The organism is Amycolatopsis sp. FDAARGOS 1241 (genome assembly GCF_016889705.1).
Lineage (GTDB): Bacteria > Actinomycetota > Actinomycetes > Mycobacteriales > Pseudonocardiaceae > Amycolatopsis.
The window spans coordinates 875,719-889,519 of sequence record NZ_CP069526.1; the positions used below are offsets into that span (position 1 = coordinate 875,719).

Consider the following 13,801-nt stretch of genomic DNA (forward strand, 5'->3'; position numbering starts at 1 on the left):
TCGCGCGTGGGCGCTCATGCGACCGGCGACCTCCGCGACCTGGCCACCCATTACGCCGAGCGAGCCGCCCATGACCGGGCCGAACTCAGCCGGCTCCGATGACGTACCGGACCGAACTCAGGCCGCGAAGCTCTGGAGGTGGCGGCAGGCGTACGAACTCCACGGTTGCCAGCGCGCGGCGTCCGCGAGGTCGAGGCCGAGCGCGGCGGCGGCGCGGCGCACGGCGGGGTCGCCGGTGAGCAGCACGTCTGGGGCGCCGAGCACCCGCATCAGCACGTAGTCGGCCGTGCCCGCGTCGACCCCGCACGCGAGCAGTTCGGCCCGCAGCTCGCCGGGATCGCGGCCGACGTGCAGGTCGAGGCTGCCGTCCACGATCGCCGCCGCAGCGGTCCTGACCAGCGGCTTCACGTCCGCGGCGGCCACCGCCTCGGCCGTCGGGAACAGCGTCGTCAGCGCGTCCATCGGCGGTTCGGCGGGTGGCACGGTCTCGCCGAGCGCGGCGACCTCGGCCGCGGCCTCGCCGAGCAGCGTGCACAGCACCAACTCGGGCCCGTCGACGGCGCCTGGCACCCGCAGGCCGGGAGTACCCGCGACCAGCGGAGCCAGCGTCGGGTCGGCCGACAGCACCCGCTCGACGGCTTCGGGGTCGGCGTCCAGGTCGAGCAAGCGCCGCACGCGGGCCACGGCACTGCCCAGGTCACGCAGGTCCGTCAACGCCAGTTCGCAGCGGACGTGGTCGGGCTGCGGGCTCAGCCGGACGAGGCCGGGGCCGTGCGGGAGGCGCAGCGTGCGGCCGTAGCCGGTGAGGCCGCCGGCGTCCTCTTCGACGGCCTCGACGCCCGGCAACGCGCACGAAGCGTGGTAGCGCAGCACGCCCTGCGCGTCGAACGGCGCGCGGAACGGCAGCCGCAGGCTCAGCCGCGTCGAGCCGCTCTCGGTGCGGCGGCCGCGCCGCAGCGAAGCCGCGCGAAGCTGTGAAGGCGTCGTCGCGAAGACTTCGCGGATCGTCTCGTTGAACTGCCGGATGCTGGAGAACCCGGCGGCGAAAGCGACGTCGGTCAGTGGCAGCGCGGACAGCTCGATCAGCAGCCGCGCGGAGTGCGCGCGGTGGGCGCGGGCCAGGGCGAGCGGGCCGGCGCCGAGTTCGGCGGTGAGGACGCGGCCGAGCTGGCGTTCCGAGTAGCCGAGCCGCCGGGCCAGGCCGGGCACGCCTTCGCGTTCGACGAGGCCGTCGGCGATCAGGCGCATCGCGCGGGCGGCCAGGTCGGCGCGGACGTTCCAGTCGGGCGAACCCGGCACGGCGTCGGGCAGGCACCGGCGGCACGCGCGGTAGCCGCCGGCCTGCGCGGCCGCCGACGTCGGGAAGAACTGCACGTTTTGCGCCTTCGGCGTGATCGCCGGGCACGACGGACGGCAGTAGATGCCGGTGGTGCGCACGGCCATGATGAACTGGCCGTCGAACCGCTGGTCGCGAGCGGTGACAGCGCGGTAGCAGCGCTCGGTGTCCCGCCAGATCGGGAGCGTCGCGATGGCCATGCGTCCGATGGTGCCAGCAGGTGAGCGGCTTGACTGGCGGAAATCCGACACGGTGTTACCGGGTCGGCCGGGGCGCCGGCCCGGCACGTAGACTCCCTGGTCGTGAGTCTCACCCTCGGTATCGTCGGGCTGCCCAACGTCGGCAAGTCCACCCTGTTCAACGCGCTGACCCGCAACGACGTGCTCGCGGCGAACTACCCGTTCGCGACGATCGAGCCCAACGTCGGTGTCGTCCCGCTGCCGGACCCGCGGCTGGACAAGCTCGCGGAGATGTTCAGCTCGGAGAAGGTCGTGCCGGCTGTCGTGTCCTTTGTGGACATCGCGGGTATCGTGAAGGGCGCGTCCGAGGGCGCCGGGCTGGGCAACAAGTTCCTCGCGAACATCCGTGAGGCCAACGCGATCTGCCAGGTCATCCGCGTGTTCGACGACCCGGACGTGGTGCACGTCGACGGCCGCATCGACCCGTCGAGCGACATCGAGACGATCAACACCGAGCTGATCCTCGCCGACCTGCAGACGCTCGAGAAGGCGCTGCCGCGGCTCGAGAAGGAGGCGCGCACCAAGAAGGAGGCGCGCCCGGCGCTCGAGAACGCGCAGCAGGCCAAGGAGATCCTCGACTCCGGCCGCACGCTGTTCCAGGCGCAGAAGGAAGTGGACGTCGACGCGCTGCGCGAGCTGAGCCTGCTCACGACGAAGCCGTTCCTCTACGTCTTCAACGCCGACGAGCCCGTGCTGACCGACGCGGCGCGCCGCGAGGAGCTCACCAAGCTCGTCGCGCCGGCCGACGCCGTTTTCCTCGACGCGAAGGTCGAAGCGGAGCTGCTCGAGCTGGACGACGAGGAGTCCGTGCGCGAGCTGCTGGAGTCCGTCGGCCAGGAGGAGCCGGGCCTCAACGCCCTTGCCCGCGCCGGGTTCCACACGCTGGGTCTGCAGACCTACCTCACGGCCGGCCCGAAGGAATCCCGCGCCTGGACGATCCCGCAGGGCGCCACCGCCCCGCAGGCCGCCGGCGTGATCCACACGGACTTCGAGCGCGGCTTCATCAAGGCCGAGATCGTCTCGTACGCCGACCTGATGGAGGCGGGCTCCATGGCCGCCGCGCGGGCCGCCGGCAAGGTCCGCATGGAAGGCAAGGACTACGTGATGACCGACGGCGACGTGGTCGAGTTCCGAACTGGAATAACCTCTGGATCCAAGAAGTAAGGGGCGAGCTGTTCGCCCAGCTCGCCCCCACATTGGTGTAGTCACGCGGCCTTCGCCGCCCTTCCGGTCGTTTGACGACCCAGGAGGATTCGGAGTCGTCCGCGCTCGTCCTCGCTGAGCGGCGGCCAACCTGCGACGATCTCTGCTGCGAGCTTCGCGAGCCGCTCTCTGTCGGCGGAGCCGAGCGCGGGCGCTGGTCGTACATCCCGACTTGAACTAGCGCGATTCGCATGCAGCGGAACGACCATGTCGCCTGCCGACTTCGCGCTCGCCATCCTTGGGGTGCGGGGGGTGTCCATCTGGGGTGTCTCCCGTGGCTCGTGTTGGCGTGGGGGCGCGGTGATGGCATGCGGTCCTCCTGTCGAGCGCGGATGGGCGGTCTGGGTTTGCCGCTGCCCGCGCTGCTTCGTAAACATGAAGGGCCCGGCTTACCCCGAGATCAGCACCCTGCCGACCAGTCGCTTCCGCACCGACGGCGCGTGCAGTGTCGAACTTCGTCTTGCAAAAGTGGTGGTCCAGCCCATCTGGCGAGTCCACCTCGAACACGGACCAGCCGGTGCCGCGAACAACCAGGGCCGGGACTGCGTGTTCCATAACGTGTTCGTTGACGTCGTTTTACAAGCTGTGTCACGATTGCGGGTCCGATGGCCGATTTCAGGGGGAGTGAGGCCGTGAAGGGTTTGCTGGCGTACCGGAGAAGGCCACCGGCCGAGCCGTCGACGAGGGAGATCGACTTCACCCGAAGGTGGCTGGCTCGGCGCGGAGTCGCGGTGTCCCTGCCGACCCGGCTTCTGTGCATCCGGATCGCCGCGCACGCCGCGCCTTCGACGTTGGCGCGCACGTTCGTGGTCTACGTTGTGCTCGCTGTCGCCGGTGCCGTGGGATACCAGAGCCTCCAGTACCTGCCGGGGGTGCAGGGTCGTGAAATGACCGCGGGCACCAGCCTCTACTTCGTATACGCCGCATTCCAGATCGGCGTGTGGCGCGCGCGGCGCGTTCGCGAGCGTAACCTCGCAGTCCTGGTGCCTCACCGTCTCACCGGAGTCGCACGGCCGACCGGCGTGGTCGACGGCTGGTACGGGGCGACGGCCGCCACGACCTTCGCGGGCGGAGCGCTGCTGGCGCTGTCGATGTTCGTTGCAGTGCCTGGCGCGCGGACCTACGCGTGGAGCTGGCTCGGCCTGCTCACCCTCGGCGCGCTCTGCACCGGCGTCATCGTGCGCGCCACCTTGCGCGAGCCCGTGATCGCCGAGGACGACGAGTCCCTCGCCGCCGACGGGTTGCTACGGCGTGAGGCGATCCAGCGCACCGCGCCCGCCGGCTACTCGGCGCTGGTGCTGTTCGACGTGTTCGGAGAAGGCCGCCAGCCGCACGCCTACACGACCCTGCTCATCGGCTACGTGGCACTGTGCCTCGCGCTTCAGTGTGCGGCCGCGATCACCCAACGGCGGCGGAAACTGCCGCCGGGACACTACGGCACGGTAGAAACCGCAATCGCGCCAGCCGAGACCGCGGCCGACGTGTGGAAGCCCCCCGTCCGCGGCTGAGCGTCCGTCAGCCAACCGGCGGCGGCTGCGCCAGTGCGGGGTTCAGCTTTGCAGGCAAACACCTTGCACGCTCGCGCGGTACCCGTCTCCAGGGGTTTCGCGGGCCTTAAGCAGAGGGGGTAGCGGATACGGCGGGGGTGACGGTATTTGCTCTCCGCCGGTACGAACTAACGAACTAACGAACTAAGTGCCTGACCTGGGGTTTCTCTGGGGACTTAGTTCGTACCGTACGAACTAAATCAGTCGGGCTGACAGCGTTTGCGCTGGTCAGTGATTTAGTTCGTTAGTTCGTTTAGTTCGTAGGGGCTGCAGGTGCAGCGACTGTGTAGATCTCGATCGGCCGGCCGCGGCCGCTGGCCGGCGGTTGGGTGGTGACGGTGATCTGCCCGGCGGCTTTGAGCTGGTCGAGCAGGGTGGTGATCTCGGCGGCGGGGGTGTTGCCGCGGAAGTACTCCGCCGTAATCGCCTTGCGGGTCCGGCCGTCCGCGCCGGCCGCGCCGATCCACGCGGCGAGCTTCGTCAGGGCGGTGGTGTCGGTGAAGACGGCGCGGGCGGAGGCGATGGAGTAGCGGACCAGCGCGGCGGCGGCGGTCAGGTGCGCCACTCCGATCGTGGGGGTGCCGTCGAGTGCGGCGTGGATGCCGGCGATGCGTAGGCAGTTCGGTGCTGCGCGGGAGGAGAACTCCTCCACCGGTCCGCCTTCGGCGTCGCCGTGGTCGCCTCCGAGTTCGATGTAGAGCCGTCGCCACAGTTGGACCGCGTCGTCGGTGAATCCGAGGGTCCCGAATCGCGCCCCTTCGGTGAGCCGCTCGTGCAGCTCGGAGCCGAGCCGGTCGATCAGGTTCGGGTCCGCGCCTTGGGAGAAGGGCAGGAACTGGCATTGGGCGACGGCGATGGGCAGGAACCGGTTGTAGGTGCCGCCGGCGAGGTCGGAGGCGGACACCTTGGCGCGGAACTCCTTCGGGGTGATGTGTCCGAGGATGCCGACGTGGGTGTCCTTGGCGATGCGCGCGGACACGGCGAGGGTGGACAGGTCCCCGCCGTCCCATGCGTTCCGCAAGGTGGCCGAGAGCGAGTTGCCCTCGCGCTTCATCCGCTGCATGACCCCGGCCCACTCGGCCTCGAACACCAACAGCCGCTTGTCCCCCGGCGGCAGCGCGCCGGGTGCGCGCTTGCCGTCGTCGTCGGGGCCGTCTTCGTCGGCGGCGAACATCGCGGCGAGCCCTTCCCCGGAGGTGAGCCCGGAGCGGACGTTGACCGTCATGAACTCCGCATCTGCGGCGGTGAGCACCCGCCGTGCCGAGCCCCACCCGGCCCCTTTCCGCCCGCCCCCGGTGCGGCCCACGATCAGCGGCCACACCAACAGCGGGTGCGAGTCGTCCCCGGCCCGCACATGCGGGGAGCGTCCCAAGTGGACACCCGCGGCGCAGATCAGTGAGGCGAGGATGCCGATCGGGTCCGCCTCGGTGGTGGGCGCGATCTGGTGGGTGATCCATCCCAAGTAAGTGTCGTAGACCGCGGAGTCCAGCCCCGGCAACGCCTTGCGGGCGTGGGCGACCTGCGCGCGGGCGCGTTCTTCGGTGTCGGTCAGGTCGGCGGTCGCGGGCATGGCACCTCCTCCGGTGGCTGGGTTGGGCGGGACCGACCGCAGCGGGCGGGCGGGGCTGGTCATCGGCGTGGTGTCCCTTCCGATGGATGAGCGGTCAGGCGGGGGTCGGCGCGGTGGTCACGCGGCCCGGCGAGCGATGGGGTTGCGGGTGCCTGCGGACAGCCCGGCGTCGACGACGCGGGCGACTTCCCTTGCGGTGCAGTCACATCCGGCGGTGACCATGTGCCCGGCCGCCTCGATCAGCGCGGCGCGGGCGGTGGCGTGGTCGATCAGGTCAGCCCCGACCTTGCGGCCGATGGTGTAGGCCGCGGCGGACAGCACGGCGTTGTGCTGCTCTGGTGCGGCCGTACGGATGCGTTCACACTCCCCGGCAAGTGCCGCCGACCCATAGCGGTTCGGGTCCACAGCGCGGATCTCACGAGGCGCTGAGATCGCCGTAGACGCGCGTTCGGCGCACGCCTGGACCAACCACCCCGGCAGCTCGACCGGATCGGTCTCGTCGCACAGCTCCCATCCGCCGACGTCGGCGACCGACCCCGGCCCCACCACGTATCCGCCGTGCGCTCGCACGTCGACGCGCGGGGCGAGTTGACTGGCGCTGCTGCGCAGGTGGGTGCCGGCCGGGGCGAGGTAGTACAGGTGCTGGCCGCCGGAGGGGGTGGTGACGGTGTAGGTCGCGGGGAGCGGCCCGCCACGCTGGGCGGCGAGGTCGGCGAGCGCGGTCGCGCCGTCGGGTCCGGGCTGTCCGGGTTTGGGCTGGTCCAGGTCGATCACGACCAGCCCGGCCGGGCCGGTGGCGACGGCGACGTTCCAGCGGTCGGCGGTCCAGCAGCGGCGGATACGGGCGGGATCGGTCGTGGCGCGGGTTTCCCATTCCCGCACCGCGGGCTGCTTGCGCCCCGGCACGAGCGGGAACACCGGCCACCGCATCGCGGCGAGGTAGAGCGCCCATTCCAGAAACGTGTCCGTGGTGTCCACGGTGGTCTCCTCCGAAATCAATTACGGTGAGTGATAGCCTGTGGGTGTGAGCGGGTTGTGACACTTGCGGGAGTGGCACCCGGGGGTGGCTTCTAGGCGGTCTGGTGCCGTCACCAGCACGGAGCCGGGGAAGTGTCACAACCGTCATCGCGGCTGTTCGGGGGATTCTGCGAAGTGTCATCGGCTCCGTGACACTTCACGGGCGAGACACCGCATCCCGGCTCAGCCTGATAGTTACTGTCCGTGTTCGATGGTGGCTTGCTGCTTGTCGATGGCGGCGGTGATGTCGGCGAAGCGGTAGCCGCGTTTTTGGACGTCCTCGCCGTTGTCTCCGGGGACGCGGACGGGGCCGGGTTTGAGACCGACGTCGCGGAAGTCCTGGGCGAGGGCCTTGCCGGAGCCGCGGCCCAGCGCCTCGGCGAGTTCGTCGGAGGACACCGCGTCGCGGGCGTCGGTGTCGCCGGCCTGCCAGGCGGCGAGGTCGTCGGCGAGGTAGTCGAGCACCTCGCCGAGCACGCCGAGGCGGGCGCGGCGCTGTTCGTCGTCGAACGCGGCCCGCTGCGCCAGCGCGGCGTCCTCCGGGCTGGTGGCGCCCGAGACCTGCGTGAGGGTGAGGCCGGCGGCGGAAAGTGTCACAGCGTCCCACTCCGGCCGCCCCGCAGCGGCGGCGCGGCGGGCGCGCTGGGCGGCGACGGTGTTGTCGATCCAGAGCACGCGGGTGGGGATCGGTTCGTCGCCTTCCATGCAGCCTTCCAGGAAGAACGTGCCGGTGTCGTTGAGCCGCGAGCCGCGTTTGGGCCGGTAGTTGCCCGGGGTGTAGCCCTCGCTGGTGGCGTTGTCTCCGAACAGCAGGCGGGTCTGGTAGTCGGCCAGGCCTGGGCCGGCGGCCTTGAACGCCACCTCCGCCGCGACCGAGTCACCGAGGGCGTCCTTCTTCGCCGATTGGGAGGCGAAGATGATGACCACCCCGGCCTTGCGCGCGACCCGCAGCAACGCCACCGCCAACGCCTTGCCCTCCTTGGTCAGCCGCGGGAACTCGTCCAGCACCACCACCAGGGCCGGGTGCTGCGGGGAGGGCTGCCACTCATCGCCCATGCCGAGCCGGTCCTTGATGCGGGTACGGGCGTTGGCGATGCGCAACGCCGTCTCCAGCGCCACCTCGCAGTCCTCAGGGGACAGTGCCCGCAGTCCCATCGCGTCGGCCTGCGGTGCCTGGCCGACACCGGAGGGGTCCAGATCCCACAGAATCGCGTCATTGGTGTGGGCGAGACCGTCCACAATGGCGCGGATCTTGCCGGACTTCCCACCGCCGGAGGCGGCCAGGATGATCGCGTGGGTGGACTGGAACGACGCGGACATGTTGCGCCCGTCCAGGCGCAACCCCAGCTCGATCGGGTCGGCCAGGCACCGCTCGCCCGGCCGGTAGACCGGCAGCGGCGGCATCGAGGCCCACGGGTCGGACTCGATGATGCGGGTGGTGAACCGGGCTCGCCGGTCGGTGTGCGGCTGCACCAGCACCCCGTTCTGGCGCACGTCGAGATCGGTCTCGATCTGCTCCAGCTTCTTGATCACGTCGGCGGGGCGCTTGCCCGAACCACCGACGATCTGCATCTCCAGCTCCCACCCCCACGCGGTGCGCCTCCCGGTGATCGGGTTGACCTCGACACCCTGCGCCAGCAGGGAACGACGCAGCAGCTCCAGCGCGGCGCGGTCGTGGCGGGCCTCGGCGATGGGCAGCACCGGCAACGTGTCCCCGGCGTCGGCGACCGTGCCGACCCGCTTGCGGTTGCGCTTCTTCCACACCTTGCGCAGGTGGGCCCACCCGTTCACGGTCAGCGCGGCCAGCAGCCCGCCCGCGGTGGCCAGGTCGATCGTGGCCACGACCTGCCCGTACTCCCACACCGGCCACCCGTTGAGGGCCCAGTCCACCACCGCCGGCACCTCCGCCAGGGTGACCAGCCCGTAGAACGCGGCGGCGGGCTTGCTGCTCAGCGCCCGGCCCAGCGTCGCCAGCTGCGCCTCGCGGCGGGCCTGCACCTGCATCTGGGCGGCGGCGCGCTCCGGGACCGGCTCGTGGCGGTGGCTGCCGCCCTCGCGGTGCTCGGCGGCCTTGCGCCAGTTGTGGAACTGCTCCCAGCTGGCCCACACCCCGACGACCGGGCCGGCCAGCACCCCCACCGTGTAGCCGGACACCCGCACCGCGGTGCGGGTCCGCTCGTGGGTGGCGACCGTCTTGGCGGTGCGCACCACGGTCACCACATCGTTGCGGTAGCCGCGGTAGCGCTCGATTGCCTTGGCCCGCTGAATCCGGGCGTACTCCTCGGCGGTGAGGAGGTCGCCGTCCATCACCTCGCCGTCGATCACCTGGGTGTCGGGCGCGGCCGGCGCGGTGTCGACGCGTCGAGTGGGCAGGTAGTGCACTTCGGCGATTTCGTTGTCGCTGTTCATGGGGGACCTCTCGCGCGTGGTCGTGGTGGTGGGGTGTTCGTCGTGGGGGTTCTGGCTCATCACGCCGCTCCCTTCACCTGCCGGGGGCGAAAGCCCTGGACCAAAGGCGCCACCCGGTAGGCGCGGCCGCGGTCCCCGCGGCCGTTCATCACGTGCCGGTAGATCGCGTAGCCGGTCGGGTCGGTGCCGAGTTCACCGGCCGCGACGGCCTGCTTCGTGGCGTCCAGAAGCGTCCGGACGTCCTCGGGCAACTCGGCCTCCGCCGGGCCGTCCTCGGCGTGTTTGCGCAGGTTGATCGTGCTCTGCGGTCGGGCAGACGGGTCGGTGTAGAGCCCGGTGATCGCCTCGGCGTAGAAGCCCTGCACGATCGGCAGCACCACCGCCGCCGCGACCCCGGCCAGCGGGACCACGATGTGCAGCGCGACGTCCTGCCACCGCACCCGTGGCGCGTCGAACTCCGGCGCCACGTTCATCAGCAGCGCCGCCCCCAACGCCCCGATCTCCACACCGAGGATTACGTGCTTGGCGCGCCCCGCCGTCGCCGACATCGCCGCCCCGAACGCGGCCAGGTCACCCCGGGCGAGCAACAGCCCGATCACCAGCGCCGACAGCAGCGGGTCCACACCCCAGGCCACCAGCCATTGCGGCGACCACGCAGGCGCGGTGCCAGCGGCGAAATGCTGCACGTTGACGCACGTGTAGGCCATCGACAGGACCAGCACCGCCCAGCCGATCAGCGTCCAGCGCCGCCGACGGCGGCCCAGTTGCAGCGCGCGGACGTTGACGTCGGTCTCCCGCTCGCGCTGCCCGGCCGCCGACTTCGCGGCCGCGACCAGCTCGGCCGTGTCCCGCTCGCCCTTGCGCTCCAGCTCGCGTGCCCGCGCCTTGGTGTCCAGCTCGGCCAGCATGTCCGCCTCGGCCAGCTCCTGGTGACGCTCCAGCACCGCCTCAGACGGCAGCGCCCGGACCCGCTCGGCCTCGGCCGCGGCCGCCTCCAGCTCCCGCACCCGGCCGGTGTAGCCATCCGCCGGACGCTCCGGCGCACACTCGTCAACCTCGGCGCACCCCGGCTTCGGCGTCGGCCGGGCCACGATGGTCTCCACGTCGGCGGGCACCAGCAGCCCGCCGCGGCGAACGAACTCGCTCATCGACCCTCACCCCCGGTGCGGCCGGCGCGGAACTCGCGGCAGGTGTGCAGCGCCCACAACAGCGCGACCACCCCGGAGAGCGGGGCGAACCACTCGGACGCGGTGAACGTCAGCACCAGCGGCACCGACACCCCGGTCAGCTCGCCCAGGTGGCAGCCCGCCCACACCGCCGTGCGGACAGTGCGCGTCGGGCCGTTCGCCGTCGCGGCGCGTGTCGGCAGCGGGGAAGCGGTGCCAACCAGCGGGCCCGTGGTCGTGTCCGGCGCCGGGGTGTTCTGCGGCTCAGGCATAGACATTGCCGGCCTCCTTCCTGGTGGTGTGGGCGTAGAAGTCGTTGACCGGGCGCCGTGGTGGGGTGCTGGCCTGCCGGGACGCGTAGCCGTCGATCAGGCCCAACGCGACCTCCAGCGCCAATGCCACCAGCACCAACGGAATCCGGACCAGGTGCAGCGCCACGAACAGCAGCAGCGCGCCGGTGAACCGCAGCAGCCGCCACGTACCGAAGCGCTGCAAGACGTCGAATGTGCTCATCGGTTGCCCTCCTTGCGGGCGGCTTCGCGGCGGGCGCGGTCGATCTCTTCCTGTTGGGTCTGCACGAGGTCGTGCCAGGCACCGGAGTCGCTCACGCGGCCACCTCCATCCGGTCGGCTTCGTCGAGGTCGAAGCAGGTCCAGCACTGCCTGGTGCTGGTGGGCACGCAGTAGTCCTGGATGACTCCGCAGTCCACGCAGGTGCGGCGGGCCTCCATCGCGTGGTCCATCTGCCCGGGCGCGGCGGTGCGCTTGGGGGCGGCCAGCTCGACGGAGAACAGCTCCGCCACGGTTTCGCGGGCGTAGGGCTTGACGTGGCGGAACACCAACAGCCCCTTAGGGTCCTGTCCGTTCGGCCGCATCCCGATCTCCCGTAGCTGCGACTTCGTAAGCAGGGTCGAGGGGGCCTCGCCCCACCCGAACACCGGCAGCCCGTCGCGGAACCCGCGGCACAGGCACACGTGGTGCCTGGTGCCGTCGAACACCGTGGTCACCTCTTGCTTGCGGTTGCGGGGGTTCACTGGGCCAGCTCCGACACCGTGACACCGACCAGCTCAGCAATCCCGACGTGACGCAGCTGCGCGGCGACGTCGAGATAGGTGCGGGCACGGGCGTGCTTGGCCGCGGCCGGGACCACGTCGTTGGCGAGCAGGAGCGCCGCGTTCGTTGTCAGGGTGTCGGCCAGTTCGTGCAGCCGGCCGCACACCTCTCGGGAGATCAGGCGGTTGAGCTGGTGCGGGGTGTAGGTGTAGGTCACGGCCTCGCGCGGCTGCTCGGTGGCGGTGCGCGTCGGTTCGTGCGTGGCTACCATCTGGGATTCCTCCGTGCGGTCTTGCGGCTGGCGGTGGGAACCCGGCGCGGTGGGCGCGTTCTTGGCGGTTCGGGCCGCCGCGTCGGGGTGAAAGATCAGGCGAGTCGTCATGTCCGCGCCTGCGCGATCTGCTCGCAGACGGGGCAGGGCTGACCGGGCAGCTTGAACAGCCGCCACGTCGAGGTTTCGTAGTTGCCGGCCTCTTCGGTCGCGCCACACAACGCCGTGATCCGGCCCGACCACCAGGACTTTTTCGCGATCCGGTGCACCAGCGGCGCGACCTTCTTGCCCATCAGGCAGCCGCCTCGCCTTCAGCCAGGCCGGGCACCAGCGTGTGGCTGGTCGCGGTCGCACCCGACGTGTGCAGGCAACCGACCACGAAACTCGACCTGAGCGTGAGGTTCGTACGCAGGGCCGCTCGGTCCGCGCGGCGGTGCGCCCGCCGTGCTCGGACCTGGTCGGTCAGATCCCGCGACACCCGGAACGATTCCTCCAGGTCAGCGGCGATCCACTCGCGTTCGGCGTCCTGCACCAGCGCGTCAATCTCGGCAACCTCGGCCGCCATCTCTTCCTCCCTCGCAACACCGACAATCTGGTCTTCCACCAGCGCAAACAGGGTCTTGGTGGCGGTGGTGGCGGTGATCCGTGCCCTCGTCATCAGGCGGCCTTCCCGCTCGTCGCAGTCCAGTGGGCGTCCGAGCGCAGTTGCGCCCCGTGCCAGCGCTCATACGCCAGACGAGTGCGGCGCACCGCATCGCTGTGAGCGGCTTCCAGCGCCCGCAGCACCGCGCGGTAATCGGCGCGCAACGGCTGCTCCACCACCAGCTGGCGAACCGACGCCACCCGCGTGGCCAGCCGCACCATCTCCTTACGGGCCACCAAATACCGTGCAGCGGCTCGCTCCTCCGACAGCCGAAAAGCCGTCAACACCGGCACACCATTCGCAGCGCGTTCCATAGAAATTCCTTTACGACACAAGAAAATGGACAACGATCTCTGTCGCGACAACCCCGAAGGGCGTCGCCGTGCCACCCGCCGGAATCGAACCGGGTACGGCCCCGCCAGCACGCCAGATATCGCTATCCGCGCTGGTCACAGGTCGTTGGCTGCCTAGCCGAGTGGCTTCCGCAAGGTTGCGCATGCGATGCGCTGGCCGGAGCACGCTCTTCAGCCGGTGGCCCTTGCAGCCACCCCGGCGTTTCTAGACGCCGGACCTTTATTCGGTAGGTCCCCCTCTGCCGGTGGTCCGGCCCAGTTAGGAGGGATTCCCCTGGTCTTCAGTTGGTCGAACCACCTACTATCTGGGCTAGCCCAGATCTGATAACAGGGACAGTAGATAGCCCAGTTGGCGTTGTCAAGGGTCTGGGCTAGCCCAGCGCTAGACTGGGGGAAGGACGAAAGGGGACTGCATGGCTTCGCGGAACGGCATTGCAGATGCGCTCAGGACACTGATCCTGTCCGGCGAGCTGAAGCCCGGCGACAAGCTGCCCAGCTCACGCGATCTCATTGCTCGCTACGGAGGCGGGAAAGAAACCGCGCTGGCCGCGATCCGCGTCCTCGATGACGAAGGGTTGGTAGCGACGGAAGACAGGCGACGTGCCGTTGTGCGTGACCGCAACGACGAGGCACGCCCGGCTGAGGTTCGGCTGGCTGAAACCGCAGATGACCTGCGCGGGGTCCTGGTCAAGATCTCCGGGCTACGGGACCAGCTAGCTGATGTCGAAAAGCTGGTCATCGCTGCACTGTCCAGGGCCAACCGGTGACTTCGCGCGTCATCTAGCCAACTTGCCGGAGGAACGATGCGAGTCCGTCGATTACCTCGCCCCCTGCGTCTATCACAGCTTTCGCCCAGTGCGCGGCGTCGGCGGGGTGCTTCACGACAACAACCAGCAGTGCAAGCAATACTGCGCCGCCGATCAGCTTGGGCAGCACGCTCCCGCCGCTGGTCGGCATCGGGATCATGCTGCTGGCCTTCTTGGACATCGGAACCT

General features: G+C 70.2%; 16 protein-coding genes. 3 read left to right on the forward strand and 13 right to left on the reverse strand.

Translation table 11 applies throughout. The annotated features are described in order from the left end of the window. Window positions 1-117 precede the first annotated feature (117 nt). Window positions 118-1,536 carry a DNA-3-methyladenine glycosylase 2 family protein gene (locus I6J71_RS04210; RefSeq protein WP_304503265.1) on the reverse strand — a complete coding sequence of 473 codons (1,419 nt, stop codon included), beginning with the start codon at window positions 1,534-1,536 and terminating at the stop codon, window positions 118-120. Between the two features lie 102 nt (window positions 1,537-1,638). Between I6J71_RS04210 and ychF the strand changes: the two genes are divergently transcribed. Together ychF and I6J71_RS04220 are read left to right on the forward strand one after the other, a co-directional pair. Next, window positions 1,639-2,739 carry a redox-regulated ATPase YchF gene (gene ychF, locus I6J71_RS04215; RefSeq protein WP_204093519.1) on the forward strand — a complete coding sequence of 367 codons (1,101 nt, stop codon included), beginning with the start codon at window positions 1,639-1,641 and terminating at the stop codon, window positions 2,737-2,739. A 671-nt stretch (window positions 2,740-3,410) separates the two neighbouring features. Further along, on the forward strand, window positions 3,411-4,286 hold the full coding sequence (locus tag I6J71_RS04220; protein ID WP_204093520.1) for a hypothetical protein: 876 nt from the start codon (window positions 3,411-3,413) through the stop codon (window positions 4,284-4,286). Between the two features lie 292 nt (window positions 4,287-4,578). On the opposite strand, the gene I6J71_RS04225 is transcribed toward I6J71_RS04220, so the two are convergent. The 11 genes from I6J71_RS04225 to I6J71_RS04275 all read right to left on the reverse strand — a co-directional run bounded on the left by I6J71_RS04225 (window position 4,579) and on the right by I6J71_RS04275 (window position 12,767). After that, entirely contained in the window at window positions 4,579-5,895 is a 1,317-nt protein-coding gene (locus tag I6J71_RS04225; RefSeq protein WP_239154420.1) for a DUF3987 domain-containing protein, read from the reverse strand. Between the two features lie 117 nt (window positions 5,896-6,012). Next, window positions 6,013-6,873 carry a bifunctional DNA primase/polymerase gene (locus tag I6J71_RS04230; RefSeq protein WP_204093522.1) on the reverse strand — a complete coding sequence of 287 codons (861 nt, stop codon included), beginning with the start codon at window positions 6,871-6,873 and terminating at the stop codon, window positions 6,013-6,015. 234 nt (window positions 6,874-7,107) lie between these two features. Next, the gene (locus I6J71_RS04235; RefSeq protein ID WP_204093523.1) at window positions 7,108-9,381 is read right to left on the reverse strand and encodes a hypothetical protein; all 2,274 of its coding nucleotides are present in this window, start codon (window positions 9,379-9,381) and stop codon (window positions 7,108-7,110) included. After that, window positions 9,381-10,469, reverse strand: coding sequence for a hypothetical protein (locus I6J71_RS04240; RefSeq protein ID WP_204093524.1), 1,089 nt, complete (start codon window positions 10,467-10,469; stop codon window positions 9,381-9,383). The genes I6J71_RS04235 and I6J71_RS04240 overlap by 1 nt, the downstream gene beginning before the upstream one ends. Next, window positions 10,466-10,765 (reverse strand): hypothetical protein, encoded by a 300-nt coding sequence (locus tag I6J71_RS04245; RefSeq protein WP_204093525.1) that lies wholly within the window; start codon window positions 10,763-10,765, stop codon window positions 10,466-10,468. Before I6J71_RS04245 ends, I6J71_RS04240 begins: the two co-directional genes overlap by 4 nt. Then, window positions 10,752-11,000, reverse strand: a complete 249-nt coding sequence (locus I6J71_RS04250) for a hypothetical protein (RefSeq protein WP_204093526.1) — start codon at window positions 10,998-11,000, stop codon at window positions 10,752-10,754. The genes I6J71_RS04245 and I6J71_RS04250 overlap by 14 nt, the downstream gene beginning before the upstream one ends. Before the next feature lie 91 nt (window positions 11,001-11,091). After that, entirely contained in the window at window positions 11,092-11,520 is a 429-nt protein-coding gene (locus tag I6J71_RS04255) for an RRQRL motif-containing zinc-binding protein (RefSeq protein WP_204093527.1), read from the reverse strand. Beyond that, window positions 11,517-11,810 carry a hypothetical protein gene (locus tag I6J71_RS04260; RefSeq protein WP_239154421.1) on the reverse strand — a complete coding sequence of 98 codons (294 nt, stop codon included), beginning with the start codon at window positions 11,808-11,810 and terminating at the stop codon, window positions 11,517-11,519. Before I6J71_RS04260 ends, I6J71_RS04255 begins: the two co-directional genes overlap by 4 nt. A 107-nt stretch (window positions 11,811-11,917) precedes the next feature. After that, window positions 11,918-12,103, reverse strand: coding sequence for a hypothetical protein (locus tag I6J71_RS04265; protein ID WP_204093529.1), 186 nt, complete (start codon window positions 12,101-12,103; stop codon window positions 11,918-11,920). Beyond that, window positions 12,103-12,468 (reverse strand): hypothetical protein, encoded by a 366-nt coding sequence (locus I6J71_RS04270; protein ID WP_204093530.1) that lies wholly within the window; start codon window positions 12,466-12,468, stop codon window positions 12,103-12,105. The genes I6J71_RS04265 and I6J71_RS04270 overlap by 1 nt, the downstream gene beginning before the upstream one ends. Beyond that, window positions 12,468-12,767, reverse strand: a complete 300-nt coding sequence (locus tag I6J71_RS04275; protein ID WP_204093531.1) for a hypothetical protein — start codon at window positions 12,765-12,767, stop codon at window positions 12,468-12,470. Before I6J71_RS04275 ends, I6J71_RS04270 begins: the two co-directional genes overlap by 1 nt. A 452-nt stretch (window positions 12,768-13,219) precedes the next feature. Between I6J71_RS04275 and I6J71_RS04280 the strand changes: the two genes are divergently transcribed. Continuing rightward, window positions 13,220-13,573, forward strand: a complete 354-nt coding sequence (locus I6J71_RS04280; protein ID WP_204093532.1) for a winged helix-turn-helix domain-containing protein — start codon at window positions 13,220-13,222, stop codon at window positions 13,571-13,573. A gap of 13 nt (window positions 13,574-13,586) precedes the next feature. Here I6J71_RS04280 and I6J71_RS04285 read toward each other — a convergent pair whose 3' ends face one another. Then, window positions 13,587-13,793: a hypothetical protein gene (locus tag I6J71_RS04285; protein ID WP_204093533.1), complete on the reverse strand. Its 207-nt coding sequence runs from the start codon at window positions 13,791-13,793 to the stop codon at window positions 13,587-13,589. Between the last annotated feature and the right edge of the window lie 8 nt (window positions 13,794-13,801).

Excerpts from the sequence above, each read along its gene's own strand:
- I6J71_RS04210 (WP_304503265.1), bottom strand. The coding sequence starts at position 1,536 with ATGGCCATCGCGACGCTCCCGATCTGGCGGGACACCGAGCGCTGCTAC.
- I6J71_RS04225 (WP_239154420.1), bottom strand. The coding sequence starts at position 5,895 with ATGCCCGCGACCGCCGACCTGACCGACACCGAAGAACGCGCCCGCGCG.
- I6J71_RS04235 (WP_204093523.1), bottom strand. The coding sequence starts at position 9,381 with ATGAGCCAGAACCCCCACGACGAACACCCCACCACCACGACCACGCGC.
- I6J71_RS04240 (WP_204093524.1), bottom strand. The coding sequence starts at position 10,469 with ATGAGCGAGTTCGTTCGCCGCGGCGGGCTGCTGGTGCCCGCCGACGTG.
- I6J71_RS04245 (WP_204093525.1), bottom strand. The coding sequence starts at position 10,765 with ATGTCTATGCCTGAGCCGCAGAACACCCCGGCGCCGGACACGACCACG.
- I6J71_RS04250 (WP_204093526.1), bottom strand. The coding sequence starts at position 11,000 with ATGAGCACATTCGACGTCTTGCAGCGCTTCGGTACGTGGCGGCTGCTG.
- I6J71_RS04260 (WP_239154421.1), bottom strand. The coding sequence starts at position 11,810 with ATGGTAGCCACGCACGAACCGACGCGCACCGCCACCGAGCAGCCGCGC.
- I6J71_RS04265 (WP_204093529.1), bottom strand. The coding sequence starts at position 12,103 with ATGGGCAAGAAGGTCGCGCCGCTGGTGCACCGGATCGCGAAAAAGTCC.
- I6J71_RS04270 (WP_204093530.1), bottom strand. The coding sequence starts at position 12,468 with ATGACGAGGGCACGGATCACCGCCACCACCGCCACCAAGACCCTGTTT.
- I6J71_RS04275 (WP_204093531.1), bottom strand. The coding sequence starts at position 12,767 with ATGGAACGCGCTGCGAATGGTGTGCCGGTGTTGACGGCTTTTCGGCTG.
- I6J71_RS04280 (WP_204093532.1), top strand. The coding sequence starts at position 13,220 with ATGGCTTCGCGGAACGGCATTGCAGATGCGCTCAGGACACTGATCCTG.
- I6J71_RS04285 (WP_204093533.1), bottom strand. The coding sequence starts at position 13,793 with ATGTCCAAGAAGGCCAGCAGCATGATCCCGATGCCGACCAGCGGCGGG.